Consider the following 26436-nt stretch of genomic DNA (forward strand, 5'->3'; position numbering starts at 1 on the left):
AAAGTTAAAAAACGGTACGCCAAAGCGCACCGTTTATAGTTGGGGTGATTATAACTCAGACAATCTGAAATGCGAACCAAGTCATTAATATAGCCACAATTTATACCCAAACCACCCACGCATGCCTTAAATGTTTTTAATAACAAAACTTACGAAATGATCTCATCCGTATTTTGATATTTTTTGGTTATCCCTTTGACCACCAACCGTAGTATAAGTGCCATTAAAATTACGCCGCTTAGCATACTTAACCAATGAGGCAATACCGCCTGTTCTTCACCTAATAATGGGCTCACTACAAAGCCAAATTCAGTGACTAAATAATCGGTTAAAAAGCCAAATAATAACGCAACACCTATAACCCCTATTAAATAGGCAACTACGGCTCGTTTTCCGAGTTCATTTGCAACCACACCTAGTGTGGCAATATTGGTTGCGGGGCCTGCCAACATAAACACCAGCACCGCACCGGGTGAAACGCCACTTAATAAGAGCCCCGCTGCAATCGGCGTAGAGGCTGTGGCGCAAATATACATCGGAATACTAACTGAGATCACCACCAACATAGCGAGTATACCGCTCCCCCACTGAGTTAAAAATGATTCAGGCACAAAAGTTTGCACTAAGGCCGCAAAAAACAAACCAATCATTAGCCACTTCATAGTATCTGAAAGTAACTTATTACAACTAAAGTTAATCGCCTGCTTAAACTTATGCCACTGGCTAACAGATGCTACCGTTGATGTACAACAACTGGATTCTGGCTCAACTTTTTCTGTTGATGAGCAGCAATTACTTGCGGCTTCATATTCAGACTCATCTGCAAAGTCTGGTTTGGAATGAGTCTGCTTTTGTGTTTCATTTGATGTATCACGCCCCACCAATACACCTGCGGTAATTGCGCTACATATAGCTGCAACCGGGCGAATTACGGCCATAAAGGGCCCCAGTAACACATAAGAGACGGATACCGAATCCACCCCAGTTTCAGGAGTAGAAACTAAAAACGCAGTGGTGGCACTTTTTGATGCGCCAGCTCGTCTTAGACCAATAGCAGCGGGAATTACCCCACATGAGCAAAGCGGCATGGGCGCACCAATTAATGCAGCCTTTATGGTCGTCCAAAGCCCTTCTTTACCTAAGTGTTTATTTAAAAAGTTCACGGGTAAATAAACATTAAGTAGCCCGGCAATAAATAACCCCAACATCAACCACGGTGCAGAGATCAAAAATAGTTCCCAGAAATTAATTAGTAAGTTCATCTATATCCTCCAGCGCGGTGAGTATTGAGCAGCTATCAGCTGGCTCTTCACCGCCACAACATTTATCGGCTAGTAACGATAATGACTGATGAAATCGTGTAAGCTCAGCGATACGTTCAGCGACTACATCGCGTTTATGTATTGTTAGCCTCTTCACTTCATGGCACGAATGCTGATTTTTATGAAACTTAATTTGTAGTAGCTCTTTTATTTCTGACAAGCTAAAACCAACATTTTTAGCGCGCACTATAAATTTCATTTGTATAATGTCTGCTTTACTATAATCACGATAACCCGCTTGCGTTCTTGCCGTGATCATTAACAAACCCTGTTTTTCATAGTATCTTAGCGTATCGGTTGAGATACCTAGCTGGTTAGCAAATTCGCCTATTTTCACCATTATCTCCAATTAAGATATTATCAATATGTACAAGCATAAACCTTAGAGTTAACACCAAGGTCAACAAATAAAAACATTTAAAGGAACAGCCAATGAATATTACGGTACTTGATACGGCAACTCTTGCTAAAAGCCCACTAACCAAAATTGAGAATCTAGGGACGGTGACTTGCTTTGACTTAACAACCCCCGAAGATGTTATAGAACACAGCCAAAATGCTGAAATATTGATCACCAATAAAGTTGTGCTAAACCGCGATACTATGAGCCAATTACCTAAACTTAAACTTATTTGTGTAGCAGCAACAGGCACCAATAATATTGACTTAGAGGCCGCTGAAGAACTAGGTATAGGCGTTACTAATGTTGCTGGGTATTCAACACCCTCTGTAGTACAACACACCTTTGCTTTAATCACTAACTTACTGGGCAACACCCATCGTTACATTAACGATTGCCAGCAAGGGGCTTGGCAACAAAGTAATATGTTTTGTCGCTTAGACTACAGCTTTGAAGATATGAGCGATAAAACTCTCGCTATTGTCGGTTATGGCTCCCTTGGTAAAGCCGTTGCTAATGTTGCACAAGCATTTGGCCTAACGGTTATCATCGCAGAACGTAAAGATACTCCAACCCGCGAAGGTCGAACTGAGTTTAATCAAGCAATTACAGAGGCTGATATTATTAGTGTTCATTGCCCACTTACCGAGCAAAGTCGAGACTTAATAAGCACAAAAGAATTGCAGATGATGAAACCAACCGCAATTTTAATTAACACAGCCCGCGGCGGTATTATAAATGAAGCCGACTTAGCTCAGGCACTAGCCAGTAACGAAATAGCTGGCGCTGGCGTTGATGTGCTTTCAAAAGAACCCGCTCAAGCGGATAACCCTTTAGCTCAATACCGTGGTGATAACTTATTACTTACTCCGCATATTGCGTGGGCAAGTAAACAGTCAATTGCCCGACTGATTGCGGAAATTGCACTTAATATTAAAGCCTTTGAACAAAGTGAAGCACGTAATAGGCTCGTTTAATTGACTAAGCCGCGATTAGCTTGCTTGCACTAGCCTAGCAATAATCTGGTCGCGGCCATTATCTTTTGCTTGATAAAGCCCAAGATCAGCCTCTTCTAATAAAGCATGCTCAGCATATACTTGGCCATTTTCGGTCGTAGCAACACCGACACTAATCGTAATACATTCAGCATTTAATGATGCTCTATGAGGAATATTAAGTGATTTTACGGCGTTAAGTAGTTTATTAGCAAATTCCATTGCATCATGTTTACCCATATTCGGCAGCACAGCTGCAAATTCTTCACCGCCATAACGCGCCACAAAATCACTGCCTCGCTGGCATACTGCAACTAAAGCATGGGCAACTTGCTTTAAGCAGTCATCGCCGGCGCGATGTCCATAGCAATCGTTATAACGTTTAAAGTGGTCAATATCCATTAACACTACAGATAAGGGCGTGCCATTACGACGACTTCGTCGCCACTCGCGAGCAAGATTATCGTCTAAATAGCGCCTATTAGGGATTTCAGTTAAACCATCTATTGATGCAAGCATTTCTAGTAAGTCATTTTTTTGCTTTATCATCAGTTGATTGCGTACTCGAGCACGAACAATCGCGGTGCTAAACGGCTTAGTTATATAATCCATTGCGCCAAGTTCTAAGCCTTTTGCCTCATCATCGTGACTATCATTCGCTGAGATAAAGATCACCGGCACAGCTTGAGTGGTTGGGTTTTCCTTAAGCTCAACCAATACTTCATAGCCATCAATGCCAGGCATCATAATATCGAGAATAATTAAATCGACATGATTACTTTTCACAAAGGTTAAGGCTTTTTCACCACTTGGCATTAAAAAAACTTGGTACTCATGCTGCAATGTTTTTTCAAGCACTAAACGATTTAGAGGATCATCATCAACGATGAGTATTTTAGCTTGCTGTGACATCTATTAACCCTTGTACTTGAAGGTAGCTAAGCACTTGCTTTAAATGCGTTCTCAGCTCAGTAATTAACACCTGAGCATGCGCGTTACTGGCCGTCCTTATGTTGGTTTCAATCTTTTGTGCTACCTGAGATAAACGCATAAAACCTAAGCTTCCTGAGACGCCTTTAATATTATGCACTAATAGTTGCAGCTCACTCTGTTCTAAGTGGGTTTCTAACAGGTTTAATTGAGAATCGCATAATAGTGCAAATTTTTGCAACATTTTTACCATTAAATCTTCATTATCAGCAAATTGTGCTAAGGCAAAGGGACGGTCAAAAAACACCGATGCAGTTAAGTTTAACTGACCAATTTCACGCACTAACGTTGCAGCAGCTACCGGTTTAGTTAAATACTTATTCAACCCCACCGCCGCAGTTCGAGCTTTATCCTCTACTTCACTATGAGCGGCAAGTGCAAAAATAGGCAGTTGTTGCTTATCATAATGCTTACGTATTCGCTTGATAGCTTGGCAATCATCCAGCTCAGACATTTGCAAATCTATTAAGATAAGATCAGGTCTTAAACTATCAACTAGTTCAATGGCGGTTATGGCATTATCGACTGTTACAACATTAATATTTTGTTGGCACAAAATACGACTGATAGCATCCTGGTTCAGCTGATTATCATCCACCACTAAAATAAGCATACCCGTAACATCAGGTGTAGTGACAGGTGTGCTCTGTAGAGGCGCGTGGCTATACAATAAACGTTGAGCAAGCGCTATTTTATTGATGCTCCGTATTTTAACCTCCGCTATCGCTGGCATGCCTTATTGGTTATCAAGATCAACCACCACCCACAGCGTTTATTGCAGATTGATGATGAACTCATAAGTTGTAATAGTGGTTTAAATTTACCGTCAAGAGACGAGGTTAATAATTCACTTTTCTTTCCTCTCACAGCGGGGTTAACATAAGCCATAGGACTGAGTTATTACAGAGAAATATAATACTAAAAGCCGAGATTAAGGCAATAACTTTTTGCCAGTCATTAACGGCCTTAAGGTCGGAAGCAAATCGACCTTAACCAACTGTTTCACCACCTTTACTTGGGGGTTTTACGATAGCAATAATTTTCCGCCTTATTTACATCACTAAGCCACACTCTATCAAGCTGATACGACAACCGCAGGTCATACAAATTAAACATGGTATCAAGTAAACCTGCCACACTCATTGCATGCTGTAACTGCGCTACGCTTTACTTTAATTGTGTATAAAGTAAGCATAGCAAAAATACCACCAGCAATGGCACAACCAGTGCCACCGCCAGAGATCGCTAATGTGATCTGAACCAATAGTTTTGGACACCTCATTAAGTGAGTAAACTAACTCATAGAGGTGAAACATGACAACTAAGACCAAACGTAAATCCTATTCAGAAGAATTCAAAGAAGAAGCACTAAAGCTGGCGAGTAAAGTAGGTTTTGCTCAAGCTGCCAGAGAATTAAGTGTCGCAGAGTCCCAGCTTTACTATTGGCGAACTGCTGCTCTGAAAAAGGCATCTACATCAGATAGAGAAAGTACGTTAGCTACCGAGAATGCTCGTTTGAAACGCCAACTAGCGGTGCAAGCAGAGGAGCTAGACATATTAAAAAAAGCCGCCACCTACTTCGCGAAAAATCAAAAATAACACGATTTGAATTTATGCAAAGCTACCGAAGCACATTCAGCGTTATCAGAATGGCTAAGGTACTTTGTGTATCGCCAAGTGGGTTTTATGCATGGATAAAATCATGTGAGCACGTGTGTAAGCGCAAACAACAACAGCAAATGTTAGATACTCAGGTCAAAGCCGTATTTGTTGACAGTAAAGAGCGAGACGGTGCGAGACGTATCCAAGTCGAGCTGGCGGAGCAAGGGAATAAACATGATGTAAAAACCATCAACAGAAGCATGGGACGTCAGGGTTTAGTAGCTAAAGCAGCTCGTAAATTCAAGTCGACCACCGACAGTAAACACAATTTACCTGTGGCCCCTAATTTACTTGAGCAGAACTTTACCGCCGATAAGCCCAACCAAAAATGGGCAGGTGATATCACGTATCTAATGACCAGCGAAGGATGGCTTTACCTCGCTGTGATTATCGACCTGTACTCGCGCTCAGTGATTGGTTGGTCAATGAGTACACGCATGACATCATCTTTGGTGTGTGACGCCCTGCAAATGGCTATCTGGCGCCGAGGTAGACCTAAAGATGTCATTGTACATAGTGATAGAGGCAGCCAATATGCTTCCCATGCTTATCGTGATTTATTAAGCGAACATCATTTAATGCAAAGTATGAGTCGTAAAGGCAACTGCTGGGATAATGCGTGTGTGGAAAGCTTCTTCCATTCACTCAAGGTCGAAGCCATCCAATATGAGCCTATTATGAACCGAGAAACCATGAGGCAGCATGTATTTGAATATATAGAAATTGATTACAACAAAAAGAGAAGGCATAGTGCGTTAGGCTATTTAAGCCCCGAGAAATTTGAACAACTAAATGTCGCTTAACGAAGTGTCCACTAATGATGGTTCAGATCAATGTTATTATCTTAATGATAAAAATTAAAAGCGGATTCTATAAAATAACCCTATACAAACACAGATTAGCGAGCTTACATAGTCGGTGTAAGCTATAAGTTTTCCTCTGCGAATGAAGCCAAGCGACTACGAACCACACCATTTAAGTTCACTGTTGCGCTGCCTTCAAAGTCTTTAAAGCGCTCGACAATGTAAGTTAACCCCGATGTCACGGGGGTTAAATAGTTGCTATCAATTTGCGCAAGGTTACCTGAGCAAATCAGTTTAGTGCCTTCGCCACAACGCGTAATAATGGTTTTTAGCTGTGAGGCGGTAAGGTTTTGGCTTTCGTCTAAAATTACCACCGCATTTTGAATACTACGACCACGCATAAAGTTAACCGACTTAAACTGTATATTGGCCTTTTCCATAATATAGTTACGGCTTGATACCGGATTTTCATCACCTTTATGTAATACCTCCAAGGTATCAGTAATAGCAGCCAGCCACGGCGCCATTTTCTCTTCTTCGGTACCAGGTAAGAAGCCAATAGACTCGGCAATTTCAGGGGTGTTACGTGTAACAATCACTTTATCGTAAATACCTTTTTCAATAATCATTTCAAGAGCACTGGCAAGCGCGAGTAAAGTTTTACCACAGCCTGCAGGGCCCGTTAAAATAACTAGTTCGATACCAGGATCAAGTAGTGCATCAAGCGCCATACCTTGATAAACATTTTTTGGCTTAACTCCCCATGCATTTTGGTTCATTAAACGCTCTACGCTAATATCTTTTAAGGTCAACGTTTTATCATCGTAACTTTCAACTCTTGCAGCAAAGTGATCGCTGCTATCTAAAATATATTCATTACAAAATGCATCCGGAATGGTTTCTTTAGCAACATGATGAAAAGTATCTCGGCCTTGTTGCTCGCTTTCGCACTCGCCTATTTGCTGCCAAAAATCACCATTAATTTTTTTATAACCACTGGTTAATAGTGCAATATCATCTATAAGTTGGTCAGTGCGATAATCTTCAACAAACTTAAGCCCAGCGCCTTTGGCTTTTAAGCGCATGTTAATATCTTTAGTAACCAGCACCACCTTGCTATCACTATGCTGTTTTTGTAAATGTACGGCGCAATTGATTATACGGTGGTCATTTTCATTACCCGGCAATCCTGAAATAGAGTCAGCAAATAAGTGGTCGTTAACGATAATTAAACGCCCCGTGGAGGCCGCTCGGGCTTTTTTATTGCTGGGTAATGCAACCCCTTGTAACATTTGCTCGGGGCTGGCATCTTTAAGTATTTCGTCTAGACCACGAATTGCCACTCGCGCATCGCGGCTCACATCGTGTTTGCGATCTTTAATATGATCCAGCTCCTCTAGGACTGTCATGGGGATCACTACGTCGTGTTCTTGGAAAGATAAATAAGCGAGAGGTTCGTGAAGTAATACGTTGGTATCAAGCACATACATTTTACTATCAAGGGTCGAAGCTTTTTCCATAGCACTTTCCTTACGTTTTATGATTTTTATGCTATACCCAATTAACTAAGTAACACTGGCTGAAATTCATCCTGCAATACTTAATTATTTAAGTATAATTTCAGTTTAGTCTATTTGTCATAAAAGACCCTTTTATGACAAAGCTTTTTTTGTTTTGAATTTACCTATTTACGTTTTATATAAATGCTTGAATTCAAGTATTAAGTGCAATCATTATGCAGCCACCAGAACTTCTGATTGCCCCGTAAATAATTCATGAGGGGTTTTATACCCTCTTGTTTTTCTTGGCCGATGGTTGAGCTTATCAACTGCCGCCTGTATCTCTGCTTCACTTAGCGCCATAAAGTCAGTTCCCTTGGGGAAGAAGCGTCTAAGTAAGCCGTTGGTATTCTCATTTATGCCCCGCTCCCATGATGAATAGGGATGAGCGAAATACACATCAGCTTCTAATTTTTGTGCAACATGCTCATGGTGAGCAAACTCTTTTCCATTATCTAACGTCACGGTAATAACCTTACCTTTATATGGTGTCATACACGTGATCAGCGCATCGGCTGTTATTTTCGCATGCTTGCTTTCAATTCTGTGAACGACTGTATATAACGTTTTACGTTCAACCATTGTGACAAGCGCATTTTTACGCCCTTTACCTATCACTGTATCGCCCTCCCAATCACCAATCCTAGACTTTGAATCCACAATACTTGGGCGTTCATCAATGCTGACTCGATTAACTATCTGTCCACGTTTATCATAGCTTCCATAGCGTTTTTTATACTTTTTACATGCACGAGTGAGTGTCTTATGTAGCTTGCCACCACGAGCCTTGTCTCTGTAAATATATTGATAAATTGTTTCATGATGTAAAACGACCTGTTTCTCTAAAGCTAAGCGGCCTGCCACTTGCTCAGGGGAAAGTCCGTCATGCAACAATTTATTAATCCAGTGAGTGACGTCCTCTGTTAACTTACTTGCTTTGAAAGATGACTTACGTCTTTGTTCAGCAAAGTTATTGGCTTGGTTAGGCCGATAGCCTTTAAGTCCTTTATTGCGTTTTAGCTCTCTAGAAATAGATGACGGTGAACGAGTTAGTTCTTCAGCTATCTGCTTTTGGTTATTTCCTGCTTTTATTAACGCGTAAATCTGGTATCTTTCTTCTTGTGTCAGCTGTTTATATTTCATTAAAGCAATTTCCTTTGGCGAGAAAATGGCCGAATTATAACAGCTGGCCATCTAATCTGAGAAATTGCACTTATTATCCGAATTTAGGATGGAAATAATTCACAGTTATAAAGTTAATTAAAAGCGAGCTAAATAGCGCCTTGCAGTGGTGTTAGTGAACAGGTAACATAGCCGCCTTTTTCTTCATAGACGAGACATACATGAATTTTTCCTTAGGTCAGCGTTGGATCAGTGATACAGAGTCAGATTTAGGATTAGGCACGGTAGTAGCCCTTGAAGGCCGCCAAGTCAGTATTTTATTTCCCGCCAGTGGCGAAACCCGTGTTTATGCAATGTCAGAAGCCCCGGTAACTCGTGTGGCGTTTAATCCTGGTGATGTGATCAAAAGCGTTGAAGAATGGGAACTTGAAGTCGAGTCAATTGAACAGCAAGGCGAGCTTTTATGTTATCACGGCACCCGCGTTGATAACGGTGAGCAAGCGCAGTTAAAAGAAACATTGTTAGACCATTTTATTAAATTTAATAAACCGCAAGACCGCTTATTTGCCGGTCAAGTAGACCGCTTTGATCGCTACACTTTACGCTATCAAACTTGGCAGCATCAGTTTGAACGTCAGCAATCCCCTATTAAAGGCTTAATTGGCCAACGTGCCAACCTTATACCGCATCAACTTTATATCGCACAAGAAGTGGGTAAACGCTTTGCGCCAAGAGTATTACTTTCAGATGAAGTAGGCTTGGGTAAAACCATTGAAGCGGGCATGATTTTACATCAGCAAATTTTAACTGGCCGTGCTAGCCGAGTGCTCATTGTGGTACCTGAAAATTTACAGCATCAGTGGTTAGTTGAAATGCTGCGCCGCTTTAATTTACATTTTTCTATTTTTGATGAAGAACGCTGCGACGAAGCCTTTGCCGACTCACCTAATGTATTTGAAACCGAGCAACTGATACTCACCAGCCTTGAGTTTTTAACCAAGAAGAAACGTTGGTTTGAACAAGCAACACTTGCCGATTGGGATTTATTAGTCGTTGATGAAGCGCACCATTTAAGCATCAACAATGATAAACCAAGCACCGAATATCAGCGCATGAGTGAGCTAAGCCAAGATATTCCGGGCCTTATTTTATTAACGGCAACACCTGATCAACTTGGTCATCGCAGTCACTTTGCCCGCTTGCAATTGCTCGACCCAGACCGGTTTTATGATTACGACGCGTTTGTAGCTGAAGAAGAAAATTACAAAGATGTAGCAGAAGCTGCTAATCAGTTATTGCAAGAAGAAACACTTGAACCCAATGCCAAAGCAACCTTAGTTGAGTTACTCAAAGAAACAGACATCACCGCAGTACTTGCTAAAGCCGAGCACGGTGACAAAGCCGCGCGCAGTGAAATATTATCAATGTTATTAGATCGCCACGGTACTGGCCGTATTTTATTTAGAAATAGCCGCAGTGGCATTGATGGCTATCCTAGTCGTAAGCTTCATGCTTATCCGATGACACAGCCTAAGCAATATAAAACGGCTATGGCGGTGCTTGGCAATATGGGCGGCATTCAAAGTGCAGAACTAACCGCACACCGTGCGTTATTCCCTGAAAAAATATTCCAAGAGTTTGAAGGCGAAAGCGCCAGTTGGGGCATGTTTGACCCACGTGTTGATTGGTTGATCGAGACGCTAAAAACGTTAAAGCACGAAAAAGTATTATTAATATGTGCCAAAGCCGAAACTGCTATTAGCCTTGAGCAAATATTGCGTGAACGCGAAGCTATTAAAGCCTCTGTATTCCACGAAGGAATGTCGATTATTGAGCGTGACCGCGCTGCCGCTTTCTTTGCCGATGAATACGACAACGCACAAATATTACTATGCTCTGAAATTGGCTCAGAAGGTCGTAACTTCCAGTTTTCACATCATTTAGTTTTATTCGATTTACCACTTAACCCAGACTTACTTGAGCAACGCATTGGCCGTTTAGATCGTATCGGTCAAACGCAAGATGTAAACATTCATGTGCCGTATTTTAAAAACACTGCTCAAGAAGTATTATTACGCTGGTATAATGAAGGTCTAGATGCCTTTGAGTCTACTTCAAGCACAGGCCAGTTACTTTATAAGGAGTTCGGTGAAGAACTACTTGAATTTATTGGCGCACACAACTGCGACGAAGAGGAGCTAGATCCACTCCTTGAGCAAGTTGCAACACAAAACGCAACATTACGCCAGCAAATGGAAAATGGCCGTGACCGTTTATTAGAACTCCATTCGTCAGGCCAAGGCGCCGCGGATTCATTAGTTAGTGAAATTGAAAAACTAGACAACCGGTTTGAATTACCAAGCTATATGATCAACGTATTTGACACTTTCGGCGTAAGCCAAGAGGATAAAGGCGAAAATACCATTATTTTAAAGCCGACCGAACACATGTTAAACCCATCGTTCCCAGGCTTAAAAGAAGATGGCATGACCGTCACTTTTGATCGTGACACCGCGCTTTCACAAGAAGATGTACACTTCATCAGCTGGGATCACCCAATGGTGCAAGGCAGCTTAGATATGATTTGCGATGACGACTTTGGTACGGCTTCTGTTGCTCTGCTTAAAAACAAAAAATTACCGCCAGGCACTTTCTTTGTAGAGCTAATTTTTGTAGCCGCAGCCATGGCGCCAAAAGCTTTACAAGTGGGCCGTTTTTTACCGCCAACACCGATTCGTATCTTGCTTGATAAGAGCAGTAACAACCTAGGTGATAACGTTGGTTTTGAAGGCTTTAACCAACAGCTTTCAGCCGTGGGGCGTCAAACAGCGAGTAAATTAGCCGGCGCATTACAAACCGCTGTTCATCCAATGATAACCACCGCAAAAGATATAGCACAAACCAAACTTGAAGACATTCGAAGTGAGGCGCTAGCCAACATGCAAGCATCACTTGCACAAGAGCAAGCACGGTTAACGGCACTTAAACAAATCAACCCAAATATTCGTGATGAAGAAATAAACTTCTACGATAAACAACGTACCGAGCTAACTATGCATATTGAAAAAGCCCAGTTACAGCTTGATGCAATACGCTTAATTGTAGTGTCACATTAATTTGAGTTGTAAGGATAAGATTTAAGTTTGTAAAAGCGTGGTGAGTATTTACGCCACGCACAAATTTTCCTTGAGCCTTTTAACTCACTCCACTAAAATAGTCCCCTTACAAAATCATTAAGGCTCGCTGTGTTAATTAACTACAATCCCCCATTAACTCCTTATCTCACGATTTTATATCAAGATGATGATTTGCTGATTTTAAATAAGCCCAGTGAGTTATTAACAGTCCCGGGTAAAGATCCTAAGCATGCTGACTGCTTAATTTCCCGCGTAAACCGTGTATTTCCTACGGCTAAAATTGTCCATCGCTTAGATATGGCGACCTCTGGGATTATTTGCTTAGCCATGAATAAAGCGGCGCACCGTCATTTAAGTATGCAATTTCAAAAGCGCCAAACCGCCAAACGTTACATTGCCCGTATTTTTGGGAGACTGGAACAAGAAACTGGCTCGGTAGATTTACCGCTTATTTGTGACTGGCCTAACCGTCCTAAACAGATGGTTGATCATGATAAAGGTAAGCCTTCGCTCACTCACTTTAAAGTACTTGAATATGAGGAACAGGCAACCCGTGTTGAGCTTATACCCATTACCGGTCGCTCTCATCAATTACGTGTACATATGCTCAGCTTAGGCCATCCTATTTTAGGTGATAGACTTTACGCTCGCTCTGATGCGTTAGCGGGGGTAACACGTTTGCAGTTGCACGCTCAAATGCTAGCCTTAGCTCACCCTGTAACCGAGGAGCAACTCGTATTTGAAGCTGAGCCTGAGTTTTAATACTAGAATCTGTTGAGCTTTCTTGCAGGATTAAAATTTGTTCAATCTAGGCAGAGCTCTAGAGACAGTGCATGCTTAAAATTTATGCTGCGTTATCGACTATTAATAAAGAGCAACCACACTACACGCGCCCTAATTTGACTTAAAACCAAACAAGCTGCTGTAAATTTAACCTAAAAAGATAGACCACCCTAATGTAGCTAAATAATATCGCCTGTTAGCCGATAAATCATTACGTTTATTTTTTAAGTGATTGCCGGTTATGTTATTCCACTATTGTACGCACTTAATCGTTGCAGCCAGCATTGCCGCTGCCACGCCAGTGTGGGAAGCCGGTTATATCATATCTAGGTCTAGCCTGATAAACGATGATATTAAGCTTTTTACCTAACGAAGAAGTTCGTCCACTGCTCGCCGGTGAAGTCGAATTTATAAGTTTGGCATCGCGAAAGTATGACAGCAAGTCAACGAGGTGTCGTGTTGATCATTGCTGATTGGCAACACACTCCAACGAATAATACAGGAGTTAACTTTTTACGTACTGAGTTAAATGGTTTACCCAGCGAGCCTGATCAGCGTCAAGGCTCGCCAAAGAAATAGACGGCTTTTTACGACGCCTTTTTTAAATACTCGTAAGCCGCTTGAATATCTTGGCTTTTTTTCACCGCAAGCTCCATCATATGCTTTGGCAACCCCTGTGATACTAGTTTATCAGGGTGATGCTGCGCCATTAGTTTACGGTACGCGACTTTAATTTCTCGTGCTGTTGCTTCACTGTTTAAACCTAGTAGTGCCAAAGCTTGTTTACGACTCATACCGTTATCAGGAGGCACATGGTGCCCTGAACCTTCGCGATAACTACTGCTTTGCCCTTGCTGGCGTTGATTATGACGTTGTTGTTGCTGGCGAAAGTTAAACTCCGCCTGGTAACGCTTGAGTAAAAAAGTAAATTGGGTTTTAGAAATACCCAGTTGTTTACTTACCTCTTGCAGTAACTCTTTTTCTTGTTCGGCAAGTACACCATCAGAGAACGCCATTTGAATTTGAATTTCTAAAAATAACTGCAGTAAATCATGGCGTCTCGCAAAGCGCTCTTTAAAGTCATCAACAGTTTCTTTAATTGAAAAATCAGTTTCTTTACCCGCATTAAAGGCTTGCTGAGCTTCGACGCGGTCGTCACCCGTAAGCCCCATTTCATCCATAAATAAGCCAGCGGCACGAATATGAATTTCACTTACTCGTCCATTTGATTTGGCAATATGCCCCATAACTGAAAAGCAACTTGAAAAAAATAGCGCTTGGCGCTCGCTTACATCGCCATCGCCTTTAAAAAGTCCGCTAAAGCCACCTGCTTTATCAAAATTTTGTTTTAAACTTTTATCAAACATATGGCCTAAATAAAGACCTATAAATAAACCAATAATACGGCCAAACATAAAACCAAAACAGGCACCAAGAATTTTACCCCACATGGGCATCGCTCCTATTAATATTAAATTCTACTTTTGAGTCATTCAGTTGCGCTAAGCGCTGAGGCGTACCAATATCGTCCCATTGCCCCAAATAAAGCTCAGTCGATACCCGCTGACTGGCGAGCTGCTTTTTTAAAATTGGACCAAGGCGTAAACTACCAGCGGGGTAATTATTAAAAAAATCACGGCCAAAACGACTAATACCTGAAAATGTAAAGCGCTCGGTTTGCATTTCGCTGTGGTTTAATGAAAAGTCCCCGTTTTGGTTATGCGCTGGATTATCGACTAGTACAATATGCCCCTCACTATTTTCAAGATGTAACTGAGTTAACGAAGTGAAATCATAATCGGTGAATATATCGCCGTTAATCACTAAAAATTGTTCAGTTAATAATGGCAGCGCAGCAATAATGCCACCCGCGGTTTCAAATCCACCTTCAGGCTCTGGGCTGTATTCAATACTCACCCCAAAGCGGCCGCCATTACCAAAGTAATCAACAATTTTACTGCCTTGCCATGCTAAGTTAATCACAATATTTGTAATACCAGCCTGCTTTAAGGCGCATATATGATGTTCAATGAGCGGTTTACCTAACACCTTAAGCATCGGTTTGGGGTACTCTTTAGTAAGCGGCATCATACGTTTTCCGCGCCCTGCAGCCAGGATTATCGCTTTCATCATATCACTAACCTAACTTCTCTTGAACATCTGGGATCACACTTTGCTCTATCCATAACCCCAGCGCTTGTAGCTCTGGGTAGTGTTTAGCCACATCACTAATATAGTGTAAGGTAGGTAAAATATTGTTCATATAGCCACTTTTACCATCGCGTAAATTTAATCTGCAAAAAATACCTGCAGCTTTTAAATGGCGTTGCATCCCCGTTAAATCAAACCACTGCTTAAACTGTGAAAAGGTCACGTTATTAAGCAAACCTTGCTGATTAAACTCAGTAAAAGCGTAATTAAGCAAATGGCTTAATTCATCAGCTGGAAGCTTAAAATAGCAGTCTCGTAATAAAGAGACCAAGTCATAACAAACAGGACCTTGAACGGCATCTTGGTAATCAATAATGGCCCATTGCTCGTTACTGCGCATAATATTACGGCTGTGAAAGTCACGATGTACTGTAACACTCGGCTGAGCGAGTACATTTCTAATTAGTATTTCACTGCTTTGCTGCCAAGTAGTTAATTGTTGTTGATTAAGGTTACTGTCAAGTAATCCTTCAATCAGCCAGGTTTTAAAAATGCCAAGTTCCAGCTCTAAAAAACTGCGATCAAAATCTTTCATATGTTTGCCAGCTGGGGTTTTTGCCCACTTGGCACTGAGTGAAATTAAATGTTGGTAATGATGAGTCCGCTGCTCATCATCAAGTAAATCTGCTAAGTGAGTGTTTCCTAAATCACTTAATAAGAAGAATCCTTGTTTTTCATCAGCGTGTAATATTTTTGGTAGTTGGAAGCCATGCTGTGAGAATACTTTGTTAAGTTCTATATAAGGGGTGTTATCGAGTTTTTGCGGATCAGAATCCATCACAATAAAGCTCTCTTGCCCTCGATTAAGGCGAAAGTAACGGCGAAAACTGGCGTCTCCGGTGATTGCAGCTAACTGGTATTCATCACCACTAAAGTGAGGGATTAAAAACTGCTGTAAACTTTTATAACGGTCCATTTCGTAATGATATCTATTTTTCACTAAGTCAATTACTGTATTTGCCATTGTTTTCCTTTATTATGTCTAGCTAATATTCAACGACACTCGATTAAGGTTACTAAATGAGCAAAACCTGGGGCATAATGATGCTAAGCGTTCTTAGCGCACCATCATTTGCCGAAACTGAGCTGGCACACAATTTTTGTGGCAATTCAATGCAAACCAGAGCTTGGCAGCCGCTTTCTGTCCTTGAGGAAGGTGTAGTTGATATTCAATCTGATGATATCGAACTACTCGGCGACCAAAGTGCAGAATTTACTGGCAATGTTGATATTAACACCCTTACTATGAGTTTGTCCGCACAAAGTGCACTTGTCGATAAGCAGCGCGGTTTACTAAATGCTACCGGGCCAATTACCTACCGCGATTTAGTTAGCGAAGTAAATAGCGCAGGATTAAACGCTGATCTGAATAACTCAGAAGTGAGCTTGCTGGGCGCTGATTACAAATTGACTCAGCAACAAGGTCGCGGCGGCGCAGAAAAACTCACAGTCAACAATTCTGGCTTAGATCTACTGAACGCAAGCTTTACTACCTGTCCAAGCGAAACACCACTTTGGGATATTCAAGCAGAGCAAATTTTACTATCTCGCGAAGAAGGCTGGGGCGAAACCCATAATATGGTTTTAAGTATTATGGATACACCGGTATTTTACTTACCTTATTTCACCTTTCCGCTAGATGATCGCCGTAAATCAGGATTATTAACACCTAATTTTTCAAGCTCCGGCCGCTATGGTATTGAATCTATCACTCCTTATTATTGGAATATTGCGCCTAATTACGATGCCACGATTACTCCTCGTTACATGTCTAAAAAAGGCCTGCAATTACAAGGAGAGTTTCGTTATTTAAATGAAAGTAGCCAAGGTTTAGTCGGTATAGAGTATTTAGACCGTGATGAATCAGAAACATCTCTAGGTTCTCGCTATTTGTTTCATTGGCAACAACAAAGTTACTTTGGTGAAAATTGGCGAGCCAATATTGATATTACCAATGTTAGTGACGATAACTACCTGACAGATCTCAATTCAAATTACGCAACAAGCACAGACACTCAGCTTTATCGTACTGGTTCGTTAAGTTACTTAGGTGAAACATGGCGCACAGACATTAAAATTCAAAACTTTGAAGTGCTTGGTGATCACCAAGAGTCTTATGCGGCATTACCACAAATTAGCTTTTCGCAAACAGCACCGTTTAATTTTGCTAACCTGAATCTAACGCTTGATGGCGAGCTAAGTCACTTCACCAATGACACGGCGCAAATTGAAAAGGCCACTCGTATACATGTCGAGCCAAAAGCAAGCTTTGAGTATCAACAATATGCATGGTCATTTTTATCAGAGTTCAGTGTACTACATACTAATTATCAGCAAGAAGGTGACTTAACGGGCACTGAGTATAAAGAATCAGTATCAAGAACGCTGCCGAAAGTGCGCTTATACAGCCAACTTAATTTTGAACGTGACACCTCTATATTTGTAGACGACGGCATTCAAACCCTTGAGCCTCAGGTGCAATATCTATATACACCTAATAAAGATCAGTCTGATATTGGTTTATATGACACCACTAAGTTACAAGATGACTTTTTTGGTTTATTTAGAGATGTGCGTTTTTCAAGCGTAGACCGAATAGCCGCCGCAAATCAGTTTACCTTAGGGGCAACTACGCGATTATTTGATAGCAATAGTGAAGAGTTATTTAATTTTAGTGCCGGGCAAATATTTTATCTCAGTGATGATGCTAAGCCAACATCACAAGGATTAAACTCAGATACCAACTACAATGCCTTGTTTGCAGCGCAAACCATGGTACATTGGCATCGCCGCTGGTATTTATCTGGAGGCATTCAATACGACACAGATGGTAGGCAAATTATCCAATCAAATGTTACTTTAGATTATAAAGGTGACAATAATGAGCTGGTACAATTGAACCATCGCTATGCAAATGATGTCTCAGGCAATACAATCGAACAAATTGGCTTGTTTACCAGTATCCCACTGAGCAAAGAATGGCAGTTTGTAAATAGCTATCACCGTGATTTAGAAGGTGGTCGTAGTATCGAAATATTCAGCGGGTTACAATATGAATCTTGCTGTTGGGCATTTCAAATTACCGGCCGTCGTCAAATTGAAACTGATTTAAATCAAGCGATTGGTCAAGACCAAGCAACTTTTGATACCAGTATTGGTTTTAATATTGTATTAAAAGGGCTAGGTAGTAAAAGCCGTTATGATGCACAAAAATTATTACAACAAGGTATTTTTGGCTATCGTAGACCCTATTTTCTTAATAACTAGTACCACTGTACTATTAGCAAGAGTATTAAAAAGAATATGAATTTAAAAAAATTATTAGTTACTGCAACACTCGCCATTGGTCTTTGCCAAAGTGTTTTAGCAAAACCTGTAGAAATCGACAAAGTAGTCGGTGTTGTTAACCAAGGCGTTATTTTAAAAAGCGAAGTTGCCACGATTGTGAACCGTGTAAAAGCACAGGCTAAAGAGCAAAACCAAGAGCTTCCTTCTGATGATACGTTACGTATTCAAGCTATGGAGCGCCTAGTCAACCAAACACTTATGATGCAACTTGCAGAGCGTATGGGCCTTGAAATTTCTGATAGCCAGCTTGACCAAACATTAATGAGCATGGCTAAAGAGCAAGGCGGTACAATTGCAGACTTACGTCGCACTATTGAAGGCTCAGGTGAAAGCTTTCAAAATTACCGCGAAGAAATTCGTAAAGAAATTACCACTCAACAAGTTACGCGTGCCAATGTAGATCGTCGTATTTATATCAGCCCCCAAGAAGTGGATAATTTATTAAAGATCATGGAAACCCAAGGTGAAAGTGCTGAAGAGTATAATATTGGCCATATCTTAATTGATATTCCAAGTGGTGCTACTGCGGACGAAATTGCCAGCGCTAAAACTCGCGCTGATAAGGTCATTGAGTTTTTACAAGAAGGTAAAGAATTCAAACGTATAGCTATTTCATCGTCAAGCGGTTCACAAGCACTTGAAGGCGGTCAATTAGGTTGGATGAGCATAAACGAAATGCCATCATTGTTTGCTGAAGCAGTAAAAGGTCAAAAGAAAGACAGTATAGTTGGCCCTCTTCGTTCTGGTGCTGGTTTTCACATTGTTAAAGTGCAAGATGTTCGTGGTCGCCAAGTAGTTGAAACGACAGAGGTACGCTCACGTCATATCTTAATCAAGCCATCTGTCATTCTAAGTGAAGAAAAAGCCCGTAATATGCTAGCTGGTTTTGTTAAAGACCTGCGCGCTGGTACTGCTGATTTTGCCGAGCTTGCCAAAGAATATTCAGAAGACCCTGGGTCAGCACTTAAAGGCGGTGAATACGATTGGACAGACCCAACAACCTACGTCCCCGCATTTAAAGACACCTTACTATCACTTGATAAAAATGAAATTAGTGACCCGTTTAGGTCAAGCTTTGGTTGGCACATAGTGCAGTTATTAGACAAGCGTGTTGCCGATAAAACAGAACAAGCTAAACGTAACCGTGCGCACCAATTATTATTCAATCGTAAATTTAAAGAAGAAAGCTTCAACTGGCAGCAAGAAATGCGTGAACAAGCCCATGTTGAAATTTTCCCAACTGCGCAGTAACTATGACTTTACGTATAGCTATAACGCCGGGTGAACCCGCAGGTATTGGCCCTGACTTACTATTAACGCTTGCCCAGCAGCAATGGGATGCACAACTTGTAGTGATTGGCGATGCCCAGTTACTACAAGATCGAGCCAAGCAACTTGGTTTAAGTATTAACTTACTGCCATTTAATGAAAGCCAAGCCATAGAGGCCGCCCCCGCTGGCAGTGTTTATCTGCACCAAGTTGATTTAGGCGCTAAGGTAGAGCTTGGCGTACTAAATGATGGAAACGGTCAGTATGTACTTGATACCTTACGCATAGCCTGTGAAAAGAACATGGATGGTACCTTTGCCGCTATTGTTACAGGCCCAGTACATAAAGGGATAATTAACCAAGCGGGTATTTCTTTTAGTGGCCATACTGAATATTTTGCTCAGCAGTCTAACACTCCAGATGTAGTTATGATGTTAGCGACTCAAGGCATGCGTGTTGCCTTGGTGACTACCCATATTCCCCTAGCTTATGTATCGCGGGCAATTACCGCCGATAGACTAAGCAAAGTGGCGGGTATTTTACATCATGATTTACAAACTAAATTCGGCATTGAAAACCCGCGTATTTTAGTTTGTGGCCTCAACCCACATGCTGGTGAAGATGGTCATTTAGGTCGTGAAGAAATTGAAACAATTACCCCGACCCTCACGCTATTAAATAATCAAGGTATGAACTTAGTTGGTCCACTTCCTGCGGATACTTTATTTCAAGATAAGTACCTACGCGATGCTGATGCGGTACTTGCAATGTATCACGATCAAGGTTTACCTGTGCTAAAATACAAGGGATTTGGTAACTCAGTAAATATTACGTTGGGTTTACCGTTTATACGCACCTCAGTTGATCATGGCACAGCCCTTGATTTAGCCGGCACCGGTAAAGCTGATGTTGGCAGTTTTGAATTAGCGATCCGCGAAGCAATTAAGCTCGCCCATGAAAAAGCACAAAATTAATGACAGATAAAGTACATTTAGGACACCGCGCTCGTAAGCGTTTTGGTCAAAACTTTCTTAACGATAGTATGATTATCGACAAGATAGTAACGGCTATCGACCCTAAACCAGAAGATAATTTAGTAGAAATTGGTCCAGGTCTTGGCGCAATTACCGAGCCTGTTACCGAGCTTAGCGGCCACTTAACCGTTGTTGAGCTTGATAAAGACTTAGTTGATCGCTTAAACGCACACCCATTTTTAGGCCCCAAACTGACGGTTCACCAAGGTGATGCTATGAAGTTTGATTTTGAAAGCCTTGTGCAAGACGACAAAAAGTTAAAAGTGTTTGGTAACTTACCTTATAACATTTCTACGCCCTTGTTATTCCATCTTTTTGAGTTTGCCGACAATATTGAACATATGCATTTCATGCTGCAAAAAGAAGTCGTGAAACGCATGGTCGCAGGCCCTGGAAGTAAAACTTTTGGCCGTTTAAGTGTTATGACACAATATTATTGCCACGCAATGCCTGTTATTGACGTGCCACCAGAATGCTTTAAACCTGCGCCTAAAGTTGATTCAGCAGTGATCCGCTTAATCCCCAAAAAGCCAGAGCAACGCAGTGCTAAATGTACAAAAATTCTTAATACCGTTTGTTTAGAAGCGTTTAATCAACGCCGTAAGACACTTCGTAATAGTCTAAGCAACTTACTCAACGCAGACGAATTAACAACAATTGGCATTGATATTACACTTCGTGCTGAAAGTCTGTCGTTACAACAATTTATTGATATAGCTAATTGGATTTATGACCACAAGCAGTAATTTAGGCTCGCCGATCAAAGTATCGGTAGAAACATTCTATGTTGAAGGCCAATCACAACCAGAGAAAGACAAATATGTTTTTGCTTACTCAATCACCATTAAAAATCACAGCCTTTGCAGTGCTAAGCTACTTAGTCGTTATTGGTTAATAACTGACGCCAATGGCAAAGAAGTCGAAGTACAAGGTGAAGGAGTCGTAGGTGAAACCCCTACCATAGGCCCCGGTGAAAGCTACCAATACACCAGCGGTGCGGTAATTGACACTCCCGTTGGCACCATGCAAGGTTACTATACATTACGTAATGAGTTTGGTACCGAGTTTGATGCACCAATAAACGTATTTCGCTTAGCGCGTCCTAATATTCTGCATTAATCAATTACATGGCTAATTATGTAATCGGTGATCTACAAGGCTGTTTTGGTGAATTTAAACAGCTTTTACAACAGGTTGATTTCAATCCAAGTAAAGATCACCTTTATTTAGTCGGCGATATCGTTGCAAGAGGTCCCGATTCCCTAGCGTGCCTTGATTACTTATACCAATACCAAGACAGTATTACCGTCACTTTAGGTAACCACGACCTACACTTAATAGCGTGTTATCACCGTAATAAAAAACCGAATCCTAAAGATAACTTATCTGCGCTGTTTGCAAGCCCTAAACTCGCTAATTATATTGCTTTACTACAGCAGCAACCGCTCGCTCTTTGGCTCGAAAAGCAACAAACATTTGTTTCTCATGCTGGCTTAAATCCACTATGGAGTGTTTCCCAAGCACTTGAATATGCAAAGTTTGCAGAGCAATGCTATCAAGGCAATGATGCTTTCGCATTTTTTAACTCAATGTATATGCCCCACCCAACAAAAAATATTAACAAGCAATCGAGCCAAGAGAAATTTCGTTATATTGTTAATTATTTCACCCGAATGCGGTTTCTTAATGCCAATAACCAATTAGATCTTAGCGCAAAAGGCAAGATTGATGATAGTAATACACTAATGCCTTGGTTTGCCCACCATAATTTAAAAGGTATAAACTTTGAAATTATGTTTGGTCACTGGGCGGCACTTGAAGGCATTACACAAAATAAAAACGTACACGCTTTAGATACAGGCTGCGTATGGGGCGGCGTAATGACGTTAATAGAACTTTCATCCAAGCAACGTTTTACAGAAAATTCACACCTTTTCACCTAAATTACCAGAAATAACTCTTAACATCTTGTTCGTAATCCGCAGTTCAAGTTGAGCGAGCTCTAAGTGAAATTAAAATGCTGATAAAGAAACTGAACGCATAAAAAATATTTCAAATAAAAATAAAGCCACTATTGAACAGCTAGCCCGTGAAATAGAAGATACTTCGCAAGTTATTAATAAGCTTATTCAATTGGTCGCATATTTTACGTCATTCGCGGTATTGTCGATCAAACTAACTTACTCTTTAGCAAGTAAATGCAGGAGTCGATGCAAGAAAGTTCAGACATGATTGAATCACTACAAAGCCGCGTTGAAGCAGCAGCCGTAACGTGGTAAGCATCAAGCTGAATCATGCGGTAAGGGCAATCAGATCATGCTAATACCGCTTTAAACTCTATTACAGACGCTGTTGTTCAGCCCATTAGTCAGTGAAGAGATTTCAACTGCAGCGCAAAAGCAATAGCATGTGTCGCAAGAGATCGCGAACGGTTAGAGCCTATTGTATTAAGCGACAATTACGGTGGCCGGTCTAGCGACAATTATCTTGGCCGGTTGATCTGATAAGGTTCGGTACAGCAGAACGGAGGAGTTCACTGTGCCGGGAACACGAATCACTGATCAGCAGGTCACTATTTATATGAAACATAGAAAACGTAATAGCCAAGTTATCGCGGCTGCGAAAGCAGGTATTTCAGAACGTTCAGCAAGGCGCATTGATAAACTGGATGAGCAGCCATTGTCTAATAAACGCCAATGGCGAACGCGTATAGATCCACTTGAGTCTATCTGGGACAGTATTGTTGTCCCTCTACTTCAAGGTGATGCAACGTTAACTCCGGTGGGAATTTTTGATCACCTTTGCGAGTTTCACACCGACAAATTTAACCCTAGCTCACGGCGTACATTAGAGCGTCGAATTCATAAATGGCGGGCACTGTATGGCTCAAGTAAAGAGGTCGTATTCCTGCAAACACACGAGTATGGCCTATTAGGTATGTGTGATTTTACACATGTGAAGTCACCCGTTACCATTGCTAGTGAACCCTTAAAGCATATGTTGTTTCATTATCGTATGCCCGCCAGTGGCTGGGCTTACGCCCAAGTGATCTACGGCGGTGAAAGCTTTGCTGCTTTTTCTGATGGCGTGCAAAACGCATTTAAAGCAGCCGGCGGTGTGCCTAAAGAAGTGCGTACAGACAGTCTGAGTGCCGCCTATCGTAATCACACTAATGATAACGATTTTACAGAGCGCTTTAATGAATTAGTCACCCATTATGGCTTTAAAGCGACCCGCAATAACCGCGGTATTGCGCATGAAAATGGGGCTATTGAGAGCCCTCATGGGCATCTTAAATCGCAACTGGAGCAAGCATTAAAAATCCGTGGTAGTTATGACTTTCAGACAAGAGAAGTCTATGAATCGTTTGTTGCCGACATTGTAGCTCGCCGTAATCGCCGTGTAAGTGATAAATACGCAGTAGAGCAGCGACAATTACATGCTTTACCACGGACGATGAGCGTCAATTACACCGAGCATTATCTAACGGTGTCACGTACGAGTACTATTTCATTGAAACGTGTTACCTATAGCGTCCCGTCACGCCTTATTGGTAGCCGATTACTGGTTCGTTTATATGACAACCGTTTAGAGCTGCACTATGGCAGCGATTTAGTTCAAACGTTAGCGCGTGTCTATGCTTCTAAAGGATGCCGTGCACGTAATATTAGTTACTTGCATGTTATTGACGCACTGGTTAAAAAACCATTGGCATTTCGCTACTCACAACTACGTGACGACTTACTTCCAAGCGACAATTACAAAGCTATTTGGGAATACGTTAATGCCCACCTTTTAGCGGATGAAGCGAGCTATTACATGGTAAAACTGCTCCATTTAGCAAAACAAAGTGGGTGCGAACGTCAATTAGGACGATTTGTAGCAGCGTCAATTACTCAGCGACAATTACCGGCCATCCGAGAATGTGAAGCGCAATTTTTAGTGATTGCATCAAACATACCCACAATAACAATAAAGCAACACAGCTTGAGCGCTTATAGCAGCATGATACCGGGAGGTCTACATGGATAACTTCACGGCCTCGTTACCTTTAATGCTGAAACAATTAAAGCTTAGCACCATGCTTCAACAGTGGAATACCCTGGGCAAAAAAGCGATAGAAGAACAATGGAGCCCACAGCAATACTTATCTGAGCTGTGCCATATTGAACTTGCGACACGCGATGATAAACGCCTTCAGCGGCTTTTAAAAGATGCAAAATTGCCCGTGGGTAAACACCTTAGCAGCTTCGACTTTACCCTTGTTGATGGGGTTAGTAAGCCCCTTGTTGCTGATTTAATAAATCAGCCGGATTGGTTGAAGCACGGTGGCAATATATTGCTATTTGGCGCCAGTGGTCTTGGTAAAACGCATATCGCCAGTAGTATCGGTTATGGCCTTATCGAGCAGGGCCATAAAGTTAAGTTTGTTGCCGCGTCAGCGATTGTTCAACAACTCCAGCAAGCAAAGCGACATTTACGCTTGCAAGACGAACTTGTAAAGCTCGATAAATACAGCTTATTAATCGTTGATGACGTTGGTTACGTACGAAAAACGGAACAGGAAACGAGCGTGCTGTTTGAATTGATAGCCCATCGCTATGAGCGACACAGCATGATCATCACATCAAACAAATCATTCGAACAATGGGATGAACTATTTGATGATTCAACGATGACTGTAGCGGCAATAGATCGCTTGGTTCATCATGCAACGATTATTCATTGCGAAGGTGAAAGTTACCGACGCAAAACAGCGCTCAATAAGAGCAAATAAAATTCGGTGTCAACCGGCCAAGATAATTGACGCGGAACCGGCCAAGTTAATTGACGCTAGATACTATTGTCGCAATTGCAGAGCAAACCACAAAAGGCGCACGCTAAACAAGCTCAAAGCAACTTAGTAGGCGAAGCCAAAAAAAATCAGCACTTAATAACCTATAAATAACTTTTTACTTACTCTAAAATTGACCTTTTATAAATCTTGCAGGGAGGCTATTTTGCATATATGTCGAGCTTAGTTTACTTTGCGCTTTGTTTAGGTACAAATCGATTACTTTAATCACTTCACACTCATATCGAATCACTTCACACTCATATCGAATCACTTCTGTAATTAGGCTTGTGTATTGACGGCAGTCATCAGGACTATCTGAGTAAATGCACCGAAAGAAATATCGAAAAACGCACCATAGCTAACTTAAGAGCTATTTATTGAGGTGGCTGATATGAAGTGTTAACGCCCACCCACCACCTTAATGCGACTAAACTTTGTTGAGTGTGACGAATTTATAATCGTGCTTATTCTTTTCATCAGCGACATATTCCTCACATGCCACTTGCTGCCAAGTAGCCGACTCTTCATAATCAGGGAACTGAGTATCCCCTTCAGTAGTTAAGTTTATGAAGGTTAAATACAACGTATCGGCCTTAGCTAAAAATTGCTTATAAACATTGCCACCGCCAATAATCATTATTTCACTTTCATCAAAAAGCAGTGATATAGCGGCTTCTGGAGATGAAACAACTTCAATTCCCGGCTCATCATAATCTACATTACGGCTAATAATAATATTTCTACGCCCTGGTAATGGTCGACCTATAGACTCAAATGTTATACGCCCCATAACCACTGGCTTACTCATAGTCACTTTTTTAAAGTGCTGTAAATCGGCAGGTAAATGCCACGGCATTTTGTTATCACAGCCAATAATACGGTTATTTGCCATAGCTGCTATCATTGATATTTTCACATTAAAACCCAGTATTTTTGTATTACACAAGAAAAAAGGAGCGGCAGC

General features: G+C 41.3%; 24 protein-coding genes and 1 pseudogene. 14 read left to right on the forward strand and 11 right to left on the reverse strand.

What is annotated here, in order from left to right; genetic code table 11:
* Window positions 1-149: 149 nt before the first annotated feature.
* Window positions 150-1262 (reverse strand): SO_0444 family Cu/Zn efflux transporter, encoded by a 1113-nt coding sequence (locus tag ACT3S9_RS12540; protein ID WP_441834373.1) that lies wholly within the window; start codon window positions 1260-1262, stop codon window positions 150-152.
* Window positions 1246-1662, reverse strand: coding sequence for a Zn(2+)-responsive transcriptional regulator (gene zntR, locus ACT3S9_RS12545; RefSeq protein WP_441834374.1), 417 nt, complete (start codon window positions 1660-1662; stop codon window positions 1246-1248). The genes ACT3S9_RS12540 and zntR overlap by 17 nt, the downstream gene beginning before the upstream one ends.
* A 92-nt stretch (window positions 1663-1754) precedes the next feature.
* On the opposite strand from zntR, the gene ACT3S9_RS12550 reads away from it, so the two are divergent.
* Window positions 1755-2699, forward strand: a complete 945-nt coding sequence (locus tag ACT3S9_RS12550; RefSeq protein WP_441834375.1) for a D-2-hydroxyacid dehydrogenase — start codon at window positions 1755-1757, stop codon at window positions 2697-2699.
* A gap of 15 nt (window positions 2700-2714) precedes the next feature.
* Here the strand turns inward: ACT3S9_RS12550 and ACT3S9_RS12555 are convergent, their stop codons facing one another.
* From ACT3S9_RS12555 to ACT3S9_RS12565, 3 genes are all read right to left on the reverse strand, one after another.
* Window positions 2715-3629: a diguanylate cyclase gene (locus ACT3S9_RS12555; RefSeq protein WP_441834376.1), complete on the reverse strand. Its 915-nt coding sequence runs from the start codon at window positions 3627-3629 to the stop codon at window positions 2715-2717.
* Window positions 3613-4440, reverse strand: coding sequence for an Hpt domain-containing response regulator (locus ACT3S9_RS12560; protein ID WP_441834377.1), 828 nt, complete (start codon window positions 4438-4440; stop codon window positions 3613-3615). Before ACT3S9_RS12560 ends, ACT3S9_RS12555 begins: the two co-directional genes overlap by 17 nt.
* Before the next feature lie 387 nt (window positions 4441-4827).
* Window positions 4828-4971, reverse strand: a complete 144-nt coding sequence (locus ACT3S9_RS12565) for a hypothetical protein (protein ID WP_444750957.1) — start codon at window positions 4969-4971, stop codon at window positions 4828-4830.
* A 50-nt stretch (window positions 4972-5021) separates the two neighbouring features.
* On the opposite strand from ACT3S9_RS12565, the gene ACT3S9_RS12570 reads away from it, so the two are divergent.
* Window positions 5022-6172, forward strand: a protein-coding gene (locus ACT3S9_RS12570; protein WP_086957897.1) for an IS3 family transposase whose coding sequence is annotated in 2 segments (ribosomal slippage) — window positions 5022-5277 and window positions 5277-6172 — 1152 coding nt in all. Because the reading frame shifts where the segments join, the coding sequence is not laid out codon by codon here.
* Between the two features lie 122 nt (window positions 6173-6294).
* Here ACT3S9_RS12570 and ACT3S9_RS12575 read toward each other — a convergent pair.
* Both ACT3S9_RS12575 and ACT3S9_RS12580 read right to left on the reverse strand, forming a co-directional pair.
* A complete protein-coding gene (locus tag ACT3S9_RS12575) occupies window positions 6295-7692 on the reverse strand; it encodes a PhoH family protein (protein ID WP_441834378.1) in 1398 nt (465 codons plus the stop codon).
* Window positions 7693-7905: 213 nt separating this feature from the next.
* Window positions 7906-8874, reverse strand: a complete 969-nt coding sequence (locus ACT3S9_RS12580) for an IS30 family transposase (protein ID WP_086959932.1) — start codon at window positions 8872-8874, stop codon at window positions 7906-7908.
* Window positions 8875-9074: 200 nt separating this feature from the next.
* Between ACT3S9_RS12580 and rapA the strand changes: the two genes are divergently transcribed.
* The 3 genes from rapA to ACT3S9_RS12595 all read left to right on the forward strand — a co-directional run bounded on the left by rapA (window position 9075) and on the right by ACT3S9_RS12595 (window position 13352).
* Window positions 9075-11969 carry an RNA polymerase-associated protein RapA gene (rapA, locus tag ACT3S9_RS12585; RefSeq protein ID WP_441834379.1) on the forward strand — a complete coding sequence of 965 codons (2895 nt, stop codon included), beginning with the start codon at window positions 9075-9077 and terminating at the stop codon, window positions 11967-11969.
* Window positions 11970-12098: 129 nt separating this feature from the next.
* A complete protein-coding gene (rluA, locus tag ACT3S9_RS12590; RefSeq protein ID WP_441834380.1) occupies window positions 12099-12752 on the forward strand; it encodes a bifunctional tRNA pseudouridine(32) synthase/23S rRNA pseudouridine(746) synthase RluA in 654 nt (217 codons plus the stop codon).
* 453 nt (window positions 12753-13205) lie between these two features.
* Window positions 13206-13352: a hypothetical protein gene (locus tag ACT3S9_RS12595; RefSeq protein ID WP_441834381.1), complete on the forward strand. Its 147-nt coding sequence runs from the start codon at window positions 13206-13208 to the stop codon at window positions 13350-13352.
* Between the two features lie 8 nt (window positions 13353-13360).
* On the opposite strand, the gene djlA is transcribed toward ACT3S9_RS12595, so the two are convergent.
* The 3 genes from djlA to ACT3S9_RS12610 are packed head-to-tail and all read right to left on the reverse strand — an operon-like array spanning window position 13361 to window position 15900.
* On the reverse strand, window positions 13361-14224 hold the full coding sequence (gene djlA / locus ACT3S9_RS12600; protein WP_441834382.1) for a co-chaperone DjlA: 864 nt from the start codon (window positions 14222-14224) through the stop codon (window positions 13361-13363).
* Complete coding sequence (gene murU, locus ACT3S9_RS12605; protein WP_441834391.1) at window positions 14214-14903, reverse strand: N-acetylmuramate alpha-1-phosphate uridylyltransferase MurU; 690 nt, start codon at window positions 14901-14903, stop codon at window positions 14214-14216. Before murU ends, djlA begins: the two co-directional genes overlap by 11 nt.
* A gap of 7 nt (window positions 14904-14910) precedes the next feature.
* The gene (locus ACT3S9_RS12610) at window positions 14911-15900 is read right to left on the reverse strand and encodes an aminoglycoside phosphotransferase family protein (protein ID WP_441834392.1); all 990 of its coding nucleotides are present in this window, start codon (window positions 15898-15900) and stop codon (window positions 14911-14913) included.
* Between the two features lie 104 nt (window positions 15901-16004).
* Between ACT3S9_RS12610 and lptD the strand changes: the two genes are divergently transcribed.
* The 9 genes and pseudogenes from lptD to istB all read left to right on the forward strand — a co-directional run bounded on the left by lptD (window position 16005) and on the right by istB (window position 25412).
* Window positions 16005-18251, forward strand: coding sequence for an LPS assembly protein LptD (gene lptD, locus ACT3S9_RS12615; protein ID WP_441834383.1), 2247 nt, complete (start codon window positions 16005-16007; stop codon window positions 18249-18251).
* Window positions 18252-18287: 36 nt separating this feature from the next.
* Window positions 18288-19583, forward strand: coding sequence for a peptidylprolyl isomerase SurA (gene surA, locus ACT3S9_RS12620; RefSeq protein WP_441834384.1), 1296 nt, complete (start codon window positions 18288-18290; stop codon window positions 19581-19583).
* Between the two features lie 2 nt (window positions 19584-19585).
* Window positions 19586-20575, forward strand: coding sequence for a 4-hydroxythreonine-4-phosphate dehydrogenase PdxA (gene pdxA / locus ACT3S9_RS12625; RefSeq protein ID WP_441834385.1), 990 nt, complete (start codon window positions 19586-19588; stop codon window positions 20573-20575).
* On the forward strand, window positions 20575-21381 hold the full coding sequence (gene rsmA, locus ACT3S9_RS12630) for a 16S rRNA (adenine(1518)-N(6)/adenine(1519)-N(6))-dimethyltransferase RsmA (protein ID WP_441834386.1): 807 nt from the start codon (window positions 20575-20577) through the stop codon (window positions 21379-21381). The genes pdxA and rsmA overlap by 1 nt, the downstream gene beginning before the upstream one ends.
* Entirely contained in the window at window positions 21365-21754 is a 390-nt protein-coding gene (apaG, locus tag ACT3S9_RS12635; protein ID WP_441834387.1) for a Co2+/Mg2+ efflux protein ApaG, read from the forward strand. The genes rsmA and apaG overlap by 17 nt, the downstream gene beginning before the upstream one ends.
* An 8-nt stretch (window positions 21755-21762) precedes the next feature.
* Window positions 21763-22578 carry a symmetrical bis(5'-nucleosyl)-tetraphosphatase gene (locus ACT3S9_RS12640; protein WP_441834388.1) on the forward strand — a complete coding sequence of 272 codons (816 nt, stop codon included), beginning with the start codon at window positions 21763-21765 and terminating at the stop codon, window positions 22576-22578.
* A gap of 255 nt (window positions 22579-22833) precedes the next feature.
* Window positions 22834-23038: pseudogene (locus ACT3S9_RS12645) on the forward strand (methyl-accepting chemotaxis protein); the annotation flags it as partial.
* Between the two features lie 135 nt (window positions 23039-23173).
* Window positions 23174-24667 carry an IS21 family transposase gene (gene istA, locus ACT3S9_RS12650; protein WP_443490040.1) on the forward strand — a complete coding sequence of 498 codons (1494 nt, stop codon included), beginning with the start codon at window positions 23174-23176 and terminating at the stop codon, window positions 24665-24667.
* Entirely contained in the window at window positions 24660-25412 is a 753-nt protein-coding gene (istB, locus tag ACT3S9_RS12655; RefSeq protein ID WP_208835222.1) for an IS21-like element helper ATPase IstB, read from the forward strand. Before istA ends, istB begins: the two co-directional genes overlap by 8 nt.
* Window positions 25413-25899: 487 nt before the next feature.
* Here istB and folA read toward each other — a convergent pair whose 3' ends face one another.
* Window positions 25900-26388 (reverse strand): type 3 dihydrofolate reductase, encoded by a 489-nt coding sequence (gene folA / locus ACT3S9_RS12660; RefSeq protein ID WP_444750958.1) that lies wholly within the window; start codon window positions 26386-26388, stop codon window positions 25900-25902.
* Window positions 26389-26436 lie beyond the last annotated feature (48 nt).

It is taken from the genome of Pseudoalteromonas sp. AOP31-A2-14, from assembly GCF_052378035.1.
Classification (GTDB): Bacteria; Pseudomonadota; Gammaproteobacteria; order Enterobacterales; family Alteromonadaceae; genus Pseudoalteromonas.

What these genes read in the sequence shown, in the direction of transcription:
- rsmA (WP_441834386.1), top strand. Translation starts at nt 20,575, where the DNA reads ATGACAGATAAAGTACATTTAGGACACCGCGCTCGTAAGCGTTTTGGT.
- ACT3S9_RS12610 (WP_441834392.1), bottom strand. Translation starts at nt 15,900, where the DNA reads ATGGACCGTTATAAAAGTTTACAGCAGTTTTTAATCCCTCACTTTAGT.
- ACT3S9_RS12540 (WP_441834373.1), bottom strand. Translation starts at nt 1,262, where the DNA reads ATGAACTTACTAATTAATTTCTGGGAACTATTTTTGATCTCTGCACCG.
- djlA (WP_441834382.1), bottom strand. Translation starts at nt 14,224, where the DNA reads ATGTGGGGTAAAATTCTTGGTGCCTGTTTTGGTTTTATGTTTGGCCGT.
- ACT3S9_RS12640 (WP_441834388.1), top strand. Translation starts at nt 21,763, where the DNA reads ATGGCTAATTATGTAATCGGTGATCTACAAGGCTGTTTTGGTGAATTT.
- ACT3S9_RS12555 (WP_441834376.1), bottom strand. Translation starts at nt 3,629, where the DNA reads ATGTCACAGCAAGCTAAAATACTCATCGTTGATGATGATCCTCTAAAT.
- ACT3S9_RS12595 (WP_441834381.1), top strand. Translation starts at nt 13,206, where the DNA reads ATGACAGCAAGTCAACGAGGTGTCGTGTTGATCATTGCTGATTGGCAA.
- apaG (WP_441834387.1), top strand. Translation starts at nt 21,365, where the DNA reads ATGACCACAAGCAGTAATTTAGGCTCGCCGATCAAAGTATCGGTAGAA.
- rapA (WP_441834379.1), top strand. Translation starts at nt 9,075, where the DNA reads ATGAATTTTTCCTTAGGTCAGCGTTGGATCAGTGATACAGAGTCAGAT.
- lptD (WP_441834383.1), top strand. Translation starts at nt 16,005, where the DNA reads ATGAGCAAAACCTGGGGCATAATGATGCTAAGCGTTCTTAGCGCACCA.
- pdxA (WP_441834385.1), top strand. Translation starts at nt 19,586, where the DNA reads ATGACTTTACGTATAGCTATAACGCCGGGTGAACCCGCAGGTATTGGC.
- ACT3S9_RS12580 (WP_086959932.1), bottom strand. Translation starts at nt 8,874, where the DNA reads ATGAAATATAAACAGCTGACACAAGAAGAAAGATACCAGATTTACGCG.
- ACT3S9_RS12560 (WP_441834377.1), bottom strand. Translation starts at nt 4,440, where the DNA reads ATGCCAGCGATAGCGGAGGTTAAAATACGGAGCATCAATAAAATAGCG.
- ACT3S9_RS12575 (WP_441834378.1), bottom strand. Translation starts at nt 7,692, where the DNA reads ATGGAAAAAGCTTCGACCCTTGATAGTAAAATGTATGTGCTTGATACC.
- surA (WP_441834384.1), top strand. Translation starts at nt 18,288, where the DNA reads ATGAATTTAAAAAAATTATTAGTTACTGCAACACTCGCCATTGGTCTT.
- ACT3S9_RS12550 (WP_441834375.1), top strand. Translation starts at nt 1,755, where the DNA reads ATGAATATTACGGTACTTGATACGGCAACTCTTGCTAAAAGCCCACTA.
- zntR (WP_441834374.1), bottom strand. Translation starts at nt 1,662, where the DNA reads ATGGTGAAAATAGGCGAATTTGCTAACCAGCTAGGTATCTCAACCGAT.
- istB (WP_208835222.1), top strand. Translation starts at nt 24,660, where the DNA reads ATGGATAACTTCACGGCCTCGTTACCTTTAATGCTGAAACAATTAAAG.
- murU (WP_441834391.1), bottom strand. Translation starts at nt 14,903, where the DNA reads ATGAAAGCGATAATCCTGGCTGCAGGGCGCGGAAAACGTATGATGCCG.